This window comes from Stenotrophomonas maltophilia complex sp. Om-AH-Sm3, assembly GCF_059337855.1.
In genome coordinates, this window is record NZ_JBYBLQ010000004.1 from 205,493 (window position 1) to 222,305 (window position 16,813).

At 67.2% G+C, this 16,813-nt stretch carries 15 protein-coding genes and 1 pseudogene; 13 read left to right on the forward strand and 3 right to left on the reverse strand.

Annotated features, from left to right (window positions below; genetic code table 11):
• Nucleotides 1-101 precede the first annotated feature (101 nt).
• Nucleotides 102-1,469: a helix-turn-helix domain-containing protein gene (locus tag AC10QF_RS07250; protein ID WP_494541986.1), complete on the reverse strand. Its 1,368-nt coding sequence runs from the start codon at nucleotides 1,467-1,469 to the stop codon at nucleotides 102-104.
• Between the two features lie 115 nt (nucleotides 1,470-1,584).
• Between AC10QF_RS07250 and AC10QF_RS07255 the strand changes: the two genes are divergently transcribed.
• The 5 genes from AC10QF_RS07255 to mmsB are packed head-to-tail and all read left to right on the forward strand — an operon-like array spanning nucleotide 1,585 to nucleotide 7,124.
• Complete coding sequence (locus tag AC10QF_RS07255; RefSeq protein ID WP_005420657.1) at nucleotides 1,585-3,090, forward strand: CoA-acylating methylmalonate-semialdehyde dehydrogenase; 1,506 nt, start codon at nucleotides 1,585-1,587, stop codon at nucleotides 3,088-3,090.
• Nucleotides 3,091-3,104: 14 nt separating this feature from the next.
• Nucleotides 3,105-4,271 carry an acyl-CoA dehydrogenase family protein gene (locus tag AC10QF_RS07260; protein ID WP_494541987.1) on the forward strand — a complete coding sequence of 389 codons (1,167 nt, stop codon included), beginning with the start codon at nucleotides 3,105-3,107 and terminating at the stop codon, nucleotides 4,269-4,271.
• Nucleotides 4,268-5,065, forward strand: a complete 798-nt coding sequence (locus AC10QF_RS07265; protein ID WP_005420654.1) for an enoyl-CoA hydratase — start codon at nucleotides 4,268-4,270, stop codon at nucleotides 5,063-5,065. The genes AC10QF_RS07260 and AC10QF_RS07265 overlap by 4 nt, the downstream gene beginning before the upstream one ends.
• Nucleotides 5,062-6,237: an enoyl-CoA hydratase/isomerase family protein gene (locus tag AC10QF_RS07270; protein ID WP_494541988.1), complete on the forward strand. Its 1,176-nt coding sequence runs from the start codon at nucleotides 5,062-5,064 to the stop codon at nucleotides 6,235-6,237. Before AC10QF_RS07265 ends, AC10QF_RS07270 begins: the two co-directional genes overlap by 4 nt.
• Complete coding sequence (gene mmsB / locus AC10QF_RS07275; RefSeq protein WP_494541989.1) at nucleotides 6,234-7,124, forward strand: 3-hydroxyisobutyrate dehydrogenase; 891 nt, start codon at nucleotides 6,234-6,236, stop codon at nucleotides 7,122-7,124. Before AC10QF_RS07270 ends, mmsB begins: the two co-directional genes overlap by 4 nt.
• 231 nt (nucleotides 7,125-7,355) lie before the next feature.
• On the opposite strand, the gene AC10QF_RS07280 is transcribed toward mmsB, so the two are convergent.
• Both AC10QF_RS07280 and AC10QF_RS07285 read right to left on the reverse strand, forming a co-directional pair.
• Nucleotides 7,356-7,781, reverse strand: a complete 426-nt coding sequence (locus AC10QF_RS07280) for an organic hydroperoxide resistance protein (RefSeq protein WP_111176942.1) — start codon at nucleotides 7,779-7,781, stop codon at nucleotides 7,356-7,358.
• A gap of 111 nt (nucleotides 7,782-7,892) precedes the next feature.
• Complete coding sequence (locus AC10QF_RS07285) at nucleotides 7,893-8,849, reverse strand: cation diffusion facilitator family transporter (protein ID WP_494541990.1); 957 nt, start codon at nucleotides 8,847-8,849, stop codon at nucleotides 7,893-7,895.
• Between the two features lie 230 nt (nucleotides 8,850-9,079).
• On the opposite strand from AC10QF_RS07285, the gene AC10QF_RS07290 reads away from it, so the two are divergent.
• The 8 genes and pseudogenes from AC10QF_RS07290 (at nucleotide 9,080) to AC10QF_RS07325 (ending at nucleotide 16,775) form a co-directional block, all read left to right on the forward strand.
• Nucleotides 9,080-10,534, forward strand: a complete 1,455-nt coding sequence (locus AC10QF_RS07290) for a SulP family inorganic anion transporter (protein WP_494541991.1) — start codon at nucleotides 9,080-9,082, stop codon at nucleotides 10,532-10,534.
• A gap of 421 nt (nucleotides 10,535-10,955) precedes the next feature.
• Nucleotides 10,956-11,567, forward strand: a complete 612-nt coding sequence (locus AC10QF_RS07295) for a lysozyme inhibitor LprI family protein (RefSeq protein ID WP_447901377.1) — start codon at nucleotides 10,956-10,958, stop codon at nucleotides 11,565-11,567.
• 349 nt (nucleotides 11,568-11,916) lie between these two features.
• Entirely contained in the window at nucleotides 11,917-12,510 is a 594-nt protein-coding gene (locus AC10QF_RS07300; protein WP_095378616.1) for a lysozyme inhibitor LprI family protein, read from the forward strand.
• 127 nt (nucleotides 12,511-12,637) lie between these two features.
• Nucleotides 12,638-12,712 (forward strand): annotated as a pseudogene (locus tag AC10QF_RS07305) (hypothetical protein); the annotation flags it as partial.
• 237 nt (nucleotides 12,713-12,949) lie between these two features.
• Nucleotides 12,950-13,981, forward strand: a complete 1,032-nt coding sequence (dusA, locus tag AC10QF_RS07310) for a tRNA dihydrouridine(20/20a) synthase DusA (protein WP_494542010.1) — start codon at nucleotides 12,950-12,952, stop codon at nucleotides 13,979-13,981.
• Between the two features lie 212 nt (nucleotides 13,982-14,193).
• Nucleotides 14,194-14,568, forward strand: a complete 375-nt coding sequence (locus tag AC10QF_RS07315) for a hypothetical protein (protein WP_005420623.1) — start codon at nucleotides 14,194-14,196, stop codon at nucleotides 14,566-14,568.
• Nucleotides 14,569-14,641: 73 nt separating this feature from the next.
• Nucleotides 14,642-15,325, forward strand: a complete 684-nt coding sequence (locus AC10QF_RS07320; RefSeq protein WP_004136763.1) for a response regulator transcription factor — start codon at nucleotides 14,642-14,644, stop codon at nucleotides 15,323-15,325.
• Nucleotides 15,326-15,350: 25 nt separating this feature from the next.
• Nucleotides 15,351-16,775: an ATP-binding protein gene (locus tag AC10QF_RS07325; protein WP_005420622.1), complete on the forward strand. Its 1,425-nt coding sequence runs from the start codon at nucleotides 15,351-15,353 to the stop codon at nucleotides 16,773-16,775.
• Nucleotides 16,776-16,813: the final 38 nt, after the last annotated feature.

A 16,813-nucleotide genomic window follows, 5' to 3' on the forward strand; every position in this document is an offset into this window, starting at 1 on the left:
CCGACACCGCCCCGCAATCCCACGGAATGCCAGCTTTTGCTGTTGCTTCGGCTTCGGCTTCGGCTTCGGCAGGTGCAGGGCGCAGCCCTGCCGAACCAACCCTACCTCCCCGGCAACTGCGCGAACGCACGCTGCATGCAGTCCTCGCGTGGGCACACCCGGCAACCCGGTCCGATCGAAACCGAGTTTCCTGGGCTCTGCACATCCAGCCCCAGCGAATACACCAGGCGTTCGGCATGCTGTAGATCGCAGCCCAGCGCCACCGCGAAGGTCTTGCGCGGCTGGCCATGGCCCACCGGGCCACTGCTGACCTGCCGCGCCAGCCAGAAATGGCGGCGCCCGTCGGGCATGCGCGCCGTCTGCGTAAGGATGCGACCGGGCTGGTTGAACGCCTCGTAGACGATCCACAGCGGGCACGAGCCGCCCACCTGCGAGAAATGGAAGTCGGTGGCCGAATGGCGCTTGGATACATTGCCGGCACGGTCTACGCGGATGAAGAAGAACGGCAGGCCGGGCGCACTGCGCCGTGCCAGCGTGCTCAGCCGGTGGCAGACCGCCTCGAAACCGACGCCGAACTGGTGCGCCAGCAGTTCGATGTCGTAGCTGCTGGCCTCGGCCGCACGCAGGAAGCGCATGTAGGGCATGACCAGCGCGCCGGCGAAGTAGTTCGAAAGACCCACCCGCGCCTGCGCGATGCGCGCGTCATCGGTGAAGCCGGCACGCGCCACCACCACGTCGATCTGCGGCAGGTAGCCGTGCAGGGCCAGTTCGGCGGCCATCTGGAACGCCTGCTGGCCTGGCTCCAGGTAGTCCGGCAGCCACAACCGGCGCGTGCCGGCATCGTACTGGCGCTTCTCGCGCCCGGCCTGCAGTGCGGCCACTTCCACCAGCACGCCGTGGCGGTCGGCCAGCAGCTGGCGCAAGCGCGGCGCCACATGCCCAGGCGATAGCCCCCACTCGGCGAACAGGCGCTCGGCCAGTTCGTCCAGCTCGGGAATATGGTTGTGCATGCGGTTGAAGAACTCGCGCACCTGGTCGCCGGCCGGCAGGATGCTGCCGGCGCCGGGCTCGCCCAGCTGGAACTCCAGCGCGGCGGCATGCTCGCGCAGTGCCAGGTGGCGGCGGTGCAGGTCCAGCAGCGCACGGCTGACCTGCGGCAGGTTGCCCGCCAGGGCGCGCAGTTCGGTGGCACTGACTTCGGCCAGGCCCAGGTCGCGCAGGGTCTCGCCCAGCGCTTCCTGCAGCGCGGCGGGCTCATCTTCGTCGAACAGCGCGGAAACATCGCCCAATACCTCGCCCAGCTTCTTCTGCACCGCTGGTGTGAGGGGGCGCTTGTTGCGCTCGATCTGGTTCAGGTAGCTGGCCGACAGCCCCAGCGCCCGCGCCAGGTCAACCTGGCTGTAGCCGCGCTGTTCGCGCAGGCGCAGCACGCGCAGGCCGAGTTGCCGCTGGGGAGCTGAGGTATTCACAAAATTAACAGGAATCGTGGGGTGTGTTGGCCAGATTAAGCGGATTCAGCCCGGAAATCGAGGTGCGTGCTGTGAATAATGCCAAGCATCTTTCGCACCCTGTGGGATTGTCGTCATGACTGTTGCAGCGCCCCGTATCCGCATGCTGATCGATGGCCAGTTCGTTGAATCGGCCACCTCCCACTGGCAGGACGTGATCAATCCGGCCACCCAGGACGTGCTGGCCAAGGTGCCCTTCGCCACCACCGGTGAAGTGGACGCCGCCGTCGCAGCCGCCAAGGAAGCCTTCAAGACCTGGCGCAAGACCCCGATCGGCACCCGTGCGCGCATCTTCCTGAAGTACCAGCAGCTGATCCGCGAAAACATGAGCGAGCTGGCCCACATCCTCACCGCCGAACAGGGCAAGACCCTGCCGGACGCCGAAGGCGATGTGTTCCGCGGCCTGGAAGTGGTCGAGCACGCCGCCGCCATCGGCAACCTGCAGCTGGGCGAGCTGGCCAACAACGTGGCCAATGGCGTGGACACCTACACGATCATGCAGCCGCTGGGCGTGTGCGCCGGCATCACCCCGTTCAACTTCCCGGCGATGATCCCGCTGTGGATGTTCCCGATGGCGATTGCAACGGGCAACACCTTCATCCTCAAGCCGTCCGAGCAGGACCCGATGGTCACCATGCGCCTGGTCGAGCTTGCCCTGGAAGCCGGCATTCCGAAGGGCGTGCTGAACGTCGTTCACGGCGGCGAGGAAGTGGTCAACGCGATCTGCGACCACCCGGACATCAAGGCCGTGTCGTTCGTCGGTTCCACCCGCGTCGGCACCCACGTCTACAACCGCGCCTCGCTGGCCGGCAAGCGCGTGCAGTGCATGATGGGCGCCAAGAACCACGCCGTGGTGCTGCCGGACGCCAACAAGGAACAGACCCTCAACGCGATGGTCGGTGCCGCCTTTGGTGCCGCGGGCCAGCGCTGCATGGCCGCCTCCACCCTGGTGCTCGTCGGTGAGGCGCGCAACTGGGTGCAGGACCTGGTCGAAAAGGCCAAGACGTTGAAGGTCAGCGCCGGCACCGTGTCCGGCACCGACGTCGGCCCGGTCATTTCCTGCAGCGCCCGCGAGCGCGTGGAAGGCCTGATCGCCTCGGGCGTGGAGCAGGGCGCCAAGCTGGTACTCGACGGCCGCAACCCGCAGGTCGATGGCTTCGAGAAGGGCAACTTCGTCGGCCCGACCATCTTTGCCGGTGTCACCACCGACATGCGCATCTACCAGGAAGAAATCTTCGGGCCGGTGCTGGTCATCCTCGAAGCGGAGACGCTGGAAGACGCCATCGCGATGGTCAACAGCAACCCGAACGGCAACGGCACCGCACTGTTCACCCAGTCCGGCGCGGCCGCGCGCAAGTTCCAGGAAGACATCGACGTCGGCCAGGTCGGCATCAACGTGCCGATCCCGGTGCCGGTGCCGCTGTTCTCGTTCACCGGTTCGCGCGCCTCCAAGCTGGGCGACCTGGGCCCATACGGCAAGCAGGTGGTGCTGTTCTACACCCAGACCAAGACGGTCACCGCGCGCTGGTTCGATGACGAAACGCTGAGCCACGGCGTCAACACCACGATCAGCCTGAAGTAACGGCAGGAGCAGCCATGAGCCACTCGATGACGACGGAACTGGAAGAAGCGCAGCAGGCGTACCGCGAGGCAGCGCGCGACTTCGCACAGGCCGAACTGGCGCCACACGCCGCGCGATGGGATGCGGAGGGCATCTTTCCGCGCGAGGCGATCGCCAAGGCCGGTGAACTGGGCTTCTGCGGTCTGTACATGGACCCGGAAGTGGGCGGCAGCGGCCTGAGCCGGCTGGACGCCGCCGTCGTCATCGAGGAGCTCGCCAACGTCGATCCGTCGACTGCGGCCTACATCAGCATCCACAACATGGCCTCGTGGATGGTGTCCACGTGGGGCCAGCCAGCACTGCGCGATGCGTGGGGCACTGACCTGTCCTCGGGCAACAAGCTGGCCTCGTACTGCCTGACCGAACCGGGTGCCGGCTCCGATGCGGCCTCGCTGAAGACCACCGCCGTGCGCGACGGCGATCATTACGTGCTGAACGGCTCGAAGGCCTTCATCTCCGGCGCCGGTGCCACCGAACTGCTGGTGGTGATGGCACGTACCGGCGGTGCCGGTGCCGGCGGCGTCAGCGCCATTGCAGTGCCGTCGGACCTGCCGGGCATCAGCTTCGGCCGCAAGGAAGAGAAGATGGGCTGGAACAGCCAGCCCACCCGTGGCATCACCTTCGAAAACGTCCGCGTGCCGGTCAGCCACCTTCTGGGAGAGGAAGGCGGCGGCTTCAAGCTGGCGATGAAGGGGCTTGATGGTGGCCGCATCAACATTGCCGCCTGCTCGCTGGGTGCCGCGCAGGGCGCGCTGGATGCCGCGCGCCGCTACATGGGCGAGCGCCGCCAGTTCGGCAAGGCGCTGGCCGAGTTCCAGGCGCTGCAGTTCAAGCTGGCCGACATGGTCACCCAGCTGGTGGCCGCGCGGCAGATGGTGCACACCGCCGCACGCAAGCTCGATGCCGGTGCCAGCGATGCCAATGTGTGGTGCGCGATGGCAAAGCGTTTCGCCACCGATGCCGGTTTCAGCGTCTGCAACGAGGCGCTGCAGATCCACGGTGGCTACGGCTACATCCGCGAGTACCCGATCGAGCGCCTGCTGCGTGACTGCCGCGTGCACCAGATCCTGGAAGGCACCAACGAGATCATGCGGGTGATCGTTGCCCGTCACCTGCTCAACACCGAAGAGGAACTGCGATGAAGGATTGGCGTACCCAGGAGCACGTGGGCCTGAAGGTCGAGGCCGACGGCCATACCGCCGTGGTCACCCTGAACAACCCGCCGGCGCACACCTGGACCGTGCACAGCCTGTCGGCGCTGCGCGACCTGGTCGGCGCGCTCAACGCAGACCGCGACATCTACGCGCTGGTGATCACCGGTGACGGCGAGAAATTTTTCTCCGCCGGTGCCGACCTCAACCAGTTCGCCTCCGGCGACAAGGCCGCTGCACGTGAGGCCGCGCGCCGCTTCGGCGAAGCCTTCGAGGCGTTGTCCGGTTTCCGTGGCGTGTCGATCGCCGCGATCAACGGCTACGCGATGGGCGGAGGCCTGGAATGCGCACTGGCCTGCGACCTGCGCATCATCGAAGAGCACGCCCAGGTGGCGCTGCCGGAGGCCACCGTCGGCCTGCTGCCGTGCGCCGGTGGCACCCAGAACCTGCCGCGCCTGGTCGGCGAAGGCTGGGCCAAGCGCATGATCCTGCTGGGTGAGCGCATCAACGCCGAGACCGCGCTGCGCATCGGGCTGGCCGAAGAAAAGGTCGGCAAGGGCGAAGCCAAGGCACTGGCGCTGGAATGGGCGAAAAAGGCCGGCAAGCAGAGCCCGACCAGCATCGCCGCCTGCAAGACGCTGGTGCAGTCCACCCGCACCGGCACCCACGCCTCGGCGCTGGTGGCCGAGCGCGAAGCCTTCGTCGACCTGTTCGACACCGCCGACCAGGTCGAGGGCGTGACTGCCTTCCTGGAAAAGCGCGCCGCGCAGTGGAAGAACGCATGAGCGCCGACACCGCTGCCGACGACACACCGGTGCTGTTCGAGGAGCGCGTGGCCGGTAACGGCGTGCGCATCGGCCTCGCCACGCTCAACGCGCCGCGCACGCTCAATGGCTTCTCGCTGCCGATGGCACACCTGCTGCTGGAGCAGTTGAACGCTTGGGCCGACGACGACGGCATCGCCATGGTGGTGCTGCAGGGTGCTGGCGAAAAGGCGTTCTGCGCTGGCGGCGACCTGCACAGCTTGTACAAGGCCATGGTCGCCTTCCGTGAGGACGGCCGCAGCGACATCCGCGAGAACGACTACGCCGGCGAGTTCTTCGACGTTGAATATCGCGTCGATTACCTCATCCACACCTACGCCAAGCCGATCCTGTGCTGGGGCCACGGCATCGTCATGGGGGGCGGCATCGGCCTGATGTCCGGCGCCAGCCACCGTGTGGTCAGCGAGCGCTCCAAGCTGGCCTTCCCGGAAATCACCGTTGGCCTGTTCCCTGATGTCGGTGGCAGCTGGCTGCTGCCGCGCGTGCCGGGCAAGGGCGGGCTGTTCCTGGCCCTGACCGGCGCGCTGCTCAACCCGGGCGATGCCATCTACGCTGGCCTGGCCGATGTACATGTGCCGGAAGAGCGCCGCAGTGCGGTGTTCGATGCGCTGCTGCAGGTGGCCTGGTCCAGTGAGCCCGCACACAACCACGAACGCCTGACCCATCTGCTGCAGTCGCATGCCAGCGATGCCGCCACCGGTCCGCTGCTGGCCAACGCGGCGCAGGTCGATGCGTTGTGCGAAGGCGATGACCTGCCCGCGATCATCAAACGCATCAGCGCGCTGCAGACCGACGATGCCTGGCTGCAGGCGGCACAGAAGACCCTTGCCGCCGGCGCGCCCGGCTCGGCACGTCTGGCGTTCGAGCTGCAGCGCCGCAGTGCCGGCCAGGACCTGGCCAGCGTCTACCGGCTGGAGTACATCACCGCGCTGCACTGCGCCGCCCACGGCGATTTCGCCGAAGGCATCCGCGCACTGCTGATCGACAAGGACCGCAATCCGCAGTGGAACCCGGCCACCCTGGCCGAGGCCACCGGCGCGTGGGCCGACACCTTCTTTGCTTCCCCCTGGGCCGCTGCCGCGCATCCGCTGGCCGACCTGGGCACTCCCCTTGTTGAAAGGAGCCTTGCATGAGCCGCATTGCATTCATCGGGTTGGGCAACATGGGTGGCCCGATGGCCGCCAATCTGGTCAAGAACGGCCACGCCGTGCGCGTGTTCGATCTGGTCCCGGCCGCGGTGCAGGCCGCCGTCGATGCCGGTGCCAGCGCGGCGTCGTCGGCACGCGACACCCTGGCCGATGCGGAAGTCGTGATTTCGATGCTGCCGGCCAGCCGCCACGTCGAAGGCGTCTACCTGGGCGATGACGGCATCCTCGCCGCCATCCCAGCGGGTGCACTGGTCATCGACTGCAGCACGATCGCACCGGCCAGTGCCAGCAAGGTTTCCGAAGCGGCCGCCGCGCGTGGCCTGCAGATGATCGACGCGCCGGTCTCCGGCGGTACCGCCGGCGCCCAGGCCGGTACCCTGACCTTCATCGTCGGTGGCGAAGAGGACGCGCTGGAGCGCGCCCGCCCGGTGCTGCAGGCGATGGGCAAGAACATCTTCCATGTCGGCGCCAGCGGTGCCGGCCAGGTCGCCAAGCTGTGCAACAACATGGCGCTGGGCGTGATCATGGCGGTGACCGGCGAAGCCATCGCCCTCGGCGTGGCGCACGGGCTGGACCCGAAGGTGCTGTCGCAGATGATGGCGGTCAGCACCGGCCGCAGCTGGGCTACCGAAGTGTGCAACCCGTGGCCGGGCGTGCTGGAAAACGCCCCGGCCTCGCGCGGCTACAGCGGCGGTTTCGGCAGCGATCTGATGCTGAAGGACATGGGCCTGGCGGTGGAAGCGGCGATGAGTGTCGGCGCCTCGATCCCGCTGGGCGAAGTGGCCCGCAACCTGTACTCGATGAACCACCAGGCCGGCCGCGGCAAGCTGGATTTCTCCAGCGTCGTGCAGCTCATCACCAGCGACCGGTAACCGGTCGCTGGTCCGCGCATTCCACCTTATCCCCGCGCCGTTGGCGCACCCCCTTGAACAACAAGGGGGCTCTCCTCCAGAAGGATGGATGCGCGCCGTAGCGAATGCGTCCCCGGCCACGTGCCGGGGCCCACCCGAGGTGGGATGGGCGGATGCTCGGTTTCGACCGGCATCCGCCCATTTTTTTGCACCGCGCGCGGGTAGTGCCGGCCGTTGGCCGGCAGCACCGCATCAGGCAACGATCAGCGTTACATCAATGTTGCCGCGGGTGGCATTCGAGTACGGGCACACGATGTGCGCCTTCTGCACAAGCTCTTCGACCTGCTCGCGCGGCACGCCCGGCACGTTGATGGTCAGCTCGGCCTCGATGCCGAAACCGGTCGGGATCTGGCCGATGCCGACCTTGCCGGTGACGGTGGTGTCGGCCGGCAGCACGACCTTGGCCTGGCCGGCCACGAACTTCAGCGCGCCCAGGAAGCAGGCCGAGTAGCCGGCGGCGAACAGTTGTTCCGGGTTGGTGCCTGGGCCACCGGCGCCGCCCAGCTCGCGTGGGGTCGACAGCTGGATGTCCAGCACGTTGTCGGAGGAGACGGAACGGCCTTCGCGGCCGCCGGTGGAGGTGGCCTGGGCGGTGTACAGAACCTTTTCGATGGACATCGGGATGCTCCTGGTCAGTGGGTGGGTGTTGCGTTGGAGCCTACTTTGCCCGCTTTCCGCGTACGTTGGGTTGCAACGCGTACGAAAAACTTGATCGATCGTCCTGTTGGCCTAGATCGTCCACTCGCGGTCGGTGGTGAACATGATGGTCAGCCAGCGGTCCGGCGAGGCCTCGCCCAGCGCTTCGCCGATCTCGTCGCGCAGCCGGTCCCATTCCACCAAGGGCCTCGGCGGGTCGTCTTCCGGCACCACGAAGAACAATTCGATCTGCTCGCCACGCCCCACCTGCGCCACGTAGCTGCGGTGCTCGACGAAGCCGTGCCTGGCCACGATCGCGCGTGCCACCGCATCCACATGCGCCTGCAGTTCCGGCGGAGTGACCAGCAGGATGCCGGCCAGCGCCCGGCGCACGGTGCCGAGCGGGGCGATCATCACCAGCACGCAGACGAAGGCGAGGATGGCCGGGTCGATGTACGGCCCGACCCACGCCAGCGAGGTGCCCTGCACCAGCACGCCGCCGAGGAAGGCCAGCAGATAGCAGGCCGACATGCTGGCGGCGATCGCCCAGTTCTTCGCGTCCAGTGCGATGAACTCCGAACCGATGCGCCGGTTGGCGCGCAGCACGAACCAGGCCAGCGCACCTTCGCCGACGATCGACAGCCCGGCGAAGGCGATGGCCGGGCCGAGCGCGATGTGGCGGCCACCGGACATCAGCGCGTCGACCGCATTGACCAGCGCATACAGCGCCGCGCCGATCATCAGCGTGCCGCTCACCCCCAGCACGATCGGCTCCAGGTGCCAGAACCCCATGGTGAAGCGCTGGTTGAGCCGCGACTGCAGCGCGTCGGTGCTCGTGGACAGTGCGATCAGCCGCGCGACCAGCAGTGACAGCCAGGTCATCACCACATCGATCAGGCCGTAGATGCCGTCGAAGATGATCAGCGAGGAATTGGCCAGCAGGCCGAACACCACCGCTGCCGCGGCCAGCAGCAGTGAGCCTGCGATGGACAGGCGCAGCACGCCTTGTTCGGTGGCGGGATCGAAGAACTGTGCGCGGTCGGTGGCCATGGGCGATTGTAGAGCGGAGCCATGCTCCGCTGCCGTTGCGGACTGTCGACGCTGTCCCTTGGCAGCCCTGTGCCGTAGACTGCGTCCCTCCCACGTACCGATTCCCGCCTGCAGTGATCACGCCACCCTGACCCTTGCCGCACCTCGGCAGCCGGCCCGCCCGGCTCAGGAACCCGCGTCTTTCACTGCAGCGCCACGTGGCCCAGCCCGCGTGTGCGCGGAGTTTTACCATGCAAACGTCTTATCCCCTGCGCCAGCAATGGCTCGGCAACATCCGTGGTGATCTGCTGTCCGGCACCGTCGTCGCCCTGGCACTGATTCCCGAAGCCATCGCGTTCTCGTTGATCGCCGGCGTCGACCCCAAGGTCGGCCTGTATGCTGCTTTCTCCATTGCCGTCATCACCGCGATTGCAGGCGGCCGCCCCGGCATGATCTCTGCCGCCACCGGCGCGATGGCCCTGGTGATGGTCGACCTGGTCAAGGACCACGGCCTGCAGTACCTGTTTGCCGCCAGCATCCTGGCCGGCCTGCTGCAGGTGCTGGCCGGCGTGTTCAAGCTGGGCTCGCTGATGCGCTTCGTCTCGCGCTCGGTCATCACCGGCTTCGTCAACGCGTTGGCCATCCTGATCTTCCTGGCCCAGATGCCCGAGCTGATCGGCCGCGGCCCCACCGTGTATGTGCTGTGCGCCACCGCGTTGGCGATCATCTACCTGCTGCCGCGCCTCACCCGCGCTGTGCCTTCGCCGCTGGTGGCAATCGTCGTGCTCACCGCCGTAGTGATCGGCTTTGGCGTGGACGTGCGCAGTGTTGGCGACATGGGCCAGCTGCCGGACAGCCTACCGCAGTTCCTCATCCCCGATGTACCGCTCAGCTGGGAAACGCTGCGCATCCTGCTGCCGGTGTCGGCCACGCTGGCCGTGGTCGGCTTGCTCGAATCGATGATGACCCTGCAGATTGTCGAGGACATCACCGAGACGCCCAGCGAGCGCAACCGCGAGTGCGTTGGCCAGGGCGTGGCCAACACGGTCACCGGTTTCCTCGGCGGCATGGCCGGCTGCGCGATGATCGGCCAGTCGGTCATCAACGTGACGTCTGGTGGCCGCGGCCGCCTGTCCTGCCTGGTGGCCGGCGTGCTGCTGCTGGTGCTGGTGGTGTACGGCAGCGACCTGGTGCGGCAGATCCCGATGGCCGCGCTGGTGGCGGTGATGATCATGGTCAGCATCGGCACTTTCAGCTGGCGCTCGCTGCGCGACCTGCGCACGCATCCGCGCAGTTCCTCGGCCGTGATGTTGCTGACCGTAGTGGTCACCGTGGCCACCCACGACCTGGCCAAGGGCGTGCTCAGTGGCGTGCTGCTGTCGGCGCTGTTCTTCGCCCGCAAGGTCGGCGGCATGCTGGATGTGCAGCGCGAGGATGCCGCAGACACGCAGGTCTACCGCGTACGCGGGCAGGTGTTCTTTGCGTCCGCTGGCCAGCTGGGCGCCGCCTTCGACTACCAGCACGTGGCGCCGAAGGTGCAGATCGACCTGCGTGACGCCCACCTCTGGGACCTGACCGCAGTGGCCGCGCTGGAACGTGCGCAGGAAAAGCTGGCTGCGCATGGGGCGGAGGTGACGGTGGTGGGACTCAATGCGGCCAGCCAGACGCTGATCGAACAGGTGGGCGGGCGCGCGGGCGGGCATTGAGGCTTACGCGTCCTGCTTCTGGGACAAGGTGCACGCATTCTGAATCCGGTCAGGCACCTGAAACCGGCGCCGTCGTAGCATTGCCCGCGTGATGGGGGTCGATGGACGGCCCCTTCCTGCCGGCACCCGCTGGCGACACGCAAGGGAGAAACAGGCAATGCAGGCAATGGACGCGCTCGGGCGCAACGAACGGGTCAGCGTCGGCCGTGGGTGCTGGAAGGTGTTGGCCCTATGCCTGGCGCTCACCGCATGCCAAGCGCCTTCTTCCCAGGCAGCGGCCGATACGGCTGCGCCCGTGTCGATCGCCGCAGCATCGCCGGCAGCTCCTCCCGGCCCGGCATCCGCAGATTCTCCGCGGTACCCGGATACGTCCTATAGCGAAGGTACGCTGCGCCCCGCCTATGGCTGGTGTGTGGATGGGGTGGAAGATGCAGGCAAGCTCCAGGCCTGCGGCAAGGACGAACTCGCCTACCAGGAAGCGCGCCTCGAAGCGGCGGCCAGCAAGGCGCTGGCCGGGCTCGACGCCGCTGCCCAGACGGCGTTCCAGGCCAGCCAGGCGAGCTGGCGCAGCGATACAGACCGTTATTGCCGCGATTTTCCCAACGGCAGCGTGCAGCAGCTGCAGGGCGCGCAGGAATGCCGCCTGTACCGTGTTGCCAACCGTGCCGACCAGCTGCTGGCGCAGAGCGCGCCGCCGGATACCTCATATACCCGGGCAACGCTGCGTCCGGAATACACCCGTTGCGTGCAGGACGCCCGCGGCATGGACGACCAGCTGGAAGCCTGCGATACGGCCGAGCTCGCCCACCACAAGGCGCTGCTGGAAGCACAGGTCGCGCGACTGATGGACGGCGCCGACGGCCCGGCCAAGGACCGCTGGATGGACGAGCAGGCCAACTGGGTCGCAGAGACGGACAAAAAGTGCAGCCAGGCCACTGACAGCGTGGGCCCGGCGTTGGATGCACAGTTGTGCTTCATCAATCGTTATGCCAACCGTGTGGCGGAACTGCAGAAGGGCGTGCTGGCGCGATGACGAGCCTCGATGCCGGCATTGCAGGGGGCCTCGACGCCGATCCGAAAGCCCGTCTGCTGGCAGCGCAACGGAATTGACTGCGATCAAGTCTTCAAGATGTTCTTGAGACGGCAGTTTCGTTGAGGTTCGTGAGTGTTGGGCATCATGTGAGCGACCTCAACATACGAATTCGCGAACGCGATCGCGAGGACGTTGCGCCGTGCAGATTGCAGTTGGGACAAGGTGCACGCATTCCGAATCCAGTCAGGCATCTGAAATCCACGCTCGCGTAGCATGCGTTTCCTGATGGGGCCGATGGACGGCCCCGCGTTGACCGGCCACGCGCCTGGATGCCAAGGAGATGCAAGCAATGCAGGGAACGAACCACCTTCCAGCGGCCCCCCGTGAAACGTTCGGCAAGGTTGGGGCCATCGCCCTTGCGCTGGTCTTTGGCCTCAGCCTGGCGGCATGCCAGGCCAAGAGCCCGGAGGCGTATACGGCAGCTGCCCCCGCGGCCGCCGCGCCGGCCACTGCATCGCCGCCCGCCACTGCGGAGCCTGCACGTGCCGCACCTGCCACGACGGCGGCCGATGCCGATGACCAGGACATGCCGCCGCGGCGCCCGGATGATTCCTACAACAAGGCGACGCTGCGGCCGCAATACGCCACGTGCGTGAAGTCCAGCGGCGGCGAGACACCGGCACTGCAGGCGTGCGGCGATGAGGAGCTTGCCTGGCAGGAGCAGCGACTCGAGCAGGCCTTCATGAAGATCGTCGACGGCCCCGATGGCAAGGACAAGGACAGGCTGATGGACGAGCAGGCCGCCTACATGTCCGATACCAATCGCTACTGCTGCTGGAACCCTGCCGAAGACGGGCAGGGGCAGATGCTGGACGCGCAGTCCTGCCGGATCAATCGCACTGCCAACCGTGCCGATGTGCTGCAGGCACTGACCTCGAAGTAGTTCCGCGCAAAGGAGTACAGGACGATGGATGCAGCGCGCCCAGGCCGGCCTGAAGCCATTGTTCGCCAACCCGCAGGAAGCCGAGCGTGCGGCCGGCCAGTTGGCCTATGAAAGCAAGGTGTCCGGGATGCGCCAGATCGACCACGTCGTGGCCCGCCCCGACGGCACCGGCCTGTTCGCGGTGCAGGGTGAGCTGGGCGATCCGGCGGCGCAGCGGACCTACGTCAACCGCCAGCAGGCGGTATCGCACTCGGTCGAGGCCGGCAGAGCGAGGCGCTGGACAGCCAGTTCAACCAGCGTGCGCAGGAGCAGCAGCAGGAACAGGTGCGCAACCGCGGGTTGTAAGCCACGCGGTGTCCCCGGGGCCGGTCGAGCGGCCAGCCCCGGCGCCACCCGCCGCCGTTCAGCCACCCGGTGTAAACTATTGATCTCACTGGCAATGCCAGTCTCCGCGATCAACACCCCGATGACGTCCGCCGCCGCCCGTTACGCCGATTCCCTGCGCCTGTCCGTGGCCCCGATGATGGACTGGACCGATCGCCATTGCCGCGTGTTCCATCGCGTGCTGGCACCGGGTGTGCGCCTGTACACGGAAATGGTGCACGCCAATGGGGTCATCCACGGCGATCGCCAGCGCCTGCTCGGTTTCGATGTCAGCGAACAGCCGCTGGCGCTGCAGCTGGGCGGCAGCGATCCGGCCCTGCTGGGGCAGGCTGCGCGCATTGCCGCCGAGTGGGGATACGACGAGGTCAACCTCAACTGCGGCTGTCCGTCCGACCGCGTGCAGGCCGGGCGTTTTGGCGCTTGCCTGATGCGCGAGCCGGCGCTGGTGGCCGACTGCGTGGCGGCGATGGTCGACGCGGTTGATATCCCGGTGACGGTGAAGTGCCGCCTGGGCGTGGACGAGGACAACGACTACGACGTGTTCGCCGCCTTCGTCGACCGCCAGGTCGCCGCCGGTGCCGCAATGGTGGTTGTGCATGCGCGCAACGCGTGGCTGAAGGGCCTGTCGCCGAAGGAGAACCGCGAGGTTCCGCCACTGAAGTACGACTGGGCCTACCGCCTGAAGCAGGAGCGCCCGGGGCTGCCGGTGGTGCTCAACGGCGGCCTGGCCAGCATCGAGGCGGTGCAGGCGCAGGCCGCGCATGTCGATGGCGTGATGCTGGGCCGCGCGGCCTACCACGACCCCTACCTGCTGCATCAGCTGGAGGCGCTGCAGACCGGCGCGCCGTTGCAGGCGCGCGGTGACCTGCTGCGCACGCTGCGTCCCTACGTGGAAGCGCGCCTGGGCGAAGGCCTGGCACTGAAGCACATCACCCGCCACCTGCTCGGCCTGTTCCACGGCCAGCCCGGTGGCCGCGCGTTCCGCCAGGTGCTGAGCGAGGGCGCGCACCGCCCGGGCGCCGACTGGAGCCTGGTCGAGCAGGCGCTGTCGGTCACCGAGCGCGAAGCCGATCGTGCCGCAGCGTGACCGCAGTCACATTCCTGACTTGACAAGGGACGGCGATTCGTCCCGAATGTTCACCTAGCTGAACATCGCAGGGCTGCGGCCGGAAAAGTTCAGACCGGATTCACTGCCCCAAACCAAGAATTTGCAAAGGAATTGTAAAGGCCGGGTCCCGCACCCGGCTCCCGGATTTACGACTTTTGAACGAATCGCCGTGCTCGGCTAGGATCGCATCGATGTCTTCCGCTCCCTTCCATTGCCGCATTGCCCTGGCCACCTGCGTGGTGCTGTCGGCTGCGCCGCTGTCGTCGGCGCTGGCGCAACAGCCGCCGCGCGGCGAGCAGGCACGGGCGGAAATGATGGATCGGGGAGAGCGCGGCAACCGTGGCGACGAGCGTTCGCTGTCCGATGCCGTGCGCCGCGTGCAGCGCAGCACCGGCGGCCACATCCTCGGCGCCGAGCGCGTGCCGTTCGATGGTCGTGATATCAACCGGGTGAAGTACATGGACGACCGGGGCCGGGTCCGCTACATGGACGACCCTGCCCCGTCGCGTTCACAGCCGCGCACGCCGCGGTCGGATATGTCATCACTACGCGGCGATAACCCCTGAACAGGGATAGTCGTCGCTATCAACCCGTACCCCACAGGCCTCCGGGCCACACCCAGGACACTAGGGAGAGTTCATGCGTATCCTTCTGGTCGAAGACGAAGCCCCGCTGCGTGAGACCCTGGCAGCCCGGCTCAAGCGCGAAGGCTTTGCCGTCGATGCTGCGCAGGACGGCGAGGAAGGCCTCTACATGGGGCGCGAAGTTCCGTTCGATGTCGGCATCATCGACCTTGGCCTGCCCAAGATGTCGGGCATGGAGCTGATCAAGGCCCTGCGTGACGAAGGCAAGAAGTTCCCGGTACTGATCCTGACCGCGCGTTCGAGCTGGCAGGACAAGGTCGAGGGCCTGAAGCAGGGCGCCGACGATTACCTGGTCAAGCCGTTCCACGTCGAAGAGCTGCTGGCCCGCGTCAACGCGCTGCTGCGCCGCGCCGCCGGCTGGAGCAAGCCGACCCTGGAATGCGGCCCGGTCGCCCTGGACCTTGCTGCCCAGACGGTCAGCGTGGCCGGCAGCAATGTCGACCTGACCAGCTACGAGTACAAGGTGCTGGAGTATCTGATGATGCATGCCGGTGAACTGGTCTCCAAGGCCGACCTCACCGAACACATCTACCAGCAGGACTTCGACCGCGACTCCAACGTGCTGGAGGTCTTCATCGGCCGCCTGCGCAAGAAGCTGGACCCGGATGGCGAACTGAAGCCGATCGAGACCGTGCGCGGTCGCGGCTACCGTTTCGCGATCCCGCGCAACGAGGGCTGAGCCGGCTCACCCTGGCGATAACACGATGTCCGGCCGTCTGTGGTTCTTCCGACGCTGGCGGCCGCGCTCACTGCAGGCGCGCCAGATGCTCGCCGCGTCCGTGGGCCTGGTGGCGTTCCTGGCGCTGGCCGGCTACGCGCTCGACGCCGCCTTCGCCGATACGGCGAAGGCGAACCTGCGTGAGCGCCTGAAGAACTACGCCACCTCCTACGCGGCCGGCATCGACTTCACCCGCGACCGCTCGCTGTATATCCGCGAGCAGCCGCCGGATTCGCGCTTCGACGTACCCGGCAGTGGCCTGTACCTGCAGGTGGTGATGCCGCACGGCAAGGGCAATTCGATGTCCGCCGAAGGGCCCATGCTGCCCACCGTGGGCGGCGGCCTGCTGGCGCCGCGCCAGGAAGTGTTCGAAGGCCCGCTGCCGATGATCCAGATCGATGGCAGCCAGGGCTCGGTGTACCGCTATGGCCTGGGCCTGGTGTGGGGCGCCGACGCCGACCCCGCCACTGAATTCCCGTACACCATCTACGTGATGGAAGACTCGCGCGCGCTGGGTGCGCAGCTGCGCGTGTTCCGTGGCCGCGTCTGGTTCTACCTGGGCGGCATCGGCCTGATCCTGCTGCTGCTGCAGACCGTCATCCTGCAGTGGAGCCTGCGCCCGCTGCGCCGGGTGATCACCGAGCTGACCAAGGTGCAGCGCGGCGAGACCGAGCGCATGAGCGAGCGCCACCCGCGCGAGCTGGAACCGCTGACCGACAGCATCAACGCCTTCATCGAAAGCGAGCGCGAGAACCTCGAGCGCCAGCGCAACACCCTGGCCGACCTCGCGCACAGCCTGAAAACGCCAATCGCGGTACTGCGCACGCAGATGGACAGCGGCGCCGGCGACGGTGCGCTGCGCGAAGAACTGGACGTGCAGCTGCAGCGCATGAACAACCTGGTTTCGTACCAGCTGGCACGCGCGGCCTCGTCAGGCCACAAGCTGTTCTCCGCGCCGCTGCCGATCGAGTCCAACGCCGAGGAAATCGTGCGTGGCCTGGAAAAGGTCTACGCCGCCAAGGGCGTGCTGTGCGAATTCGATATCGACCCGGTCGCACGCTTCCACGGCGAACCGGGCGACCTGCAGGAACTGCTCGGCAACCTGCTGGAGAACGCCTTCAAGTGGGCCAACCGCCGCGTGCTGTTGACCGCACAGCCGCTGCCGGCGCCGAACGCACGCCGTGCCGGCCTGCTGCTGGCGGTGGACGACGATGGCCCGGGCATCGCCCCGGATGACATCGGCAAGGTGCTGCAGCGTGGCGTGCGTGGCGACGAGCGCGTGCAGGGCCACGGCATCGGCCTGTCGATCGTGCAGGACCTGATCAAGGACTACCGCGGCGAACTGACCGTGGGCCGTTCGGCCGAACTGGGTGGCGCCCGCTTCGAAGTGCGCTTGCCGCCGGGGCCGTAAGCCTCGTTGATCGGTAGTGCCGGCCGCTGGCCGGCAAC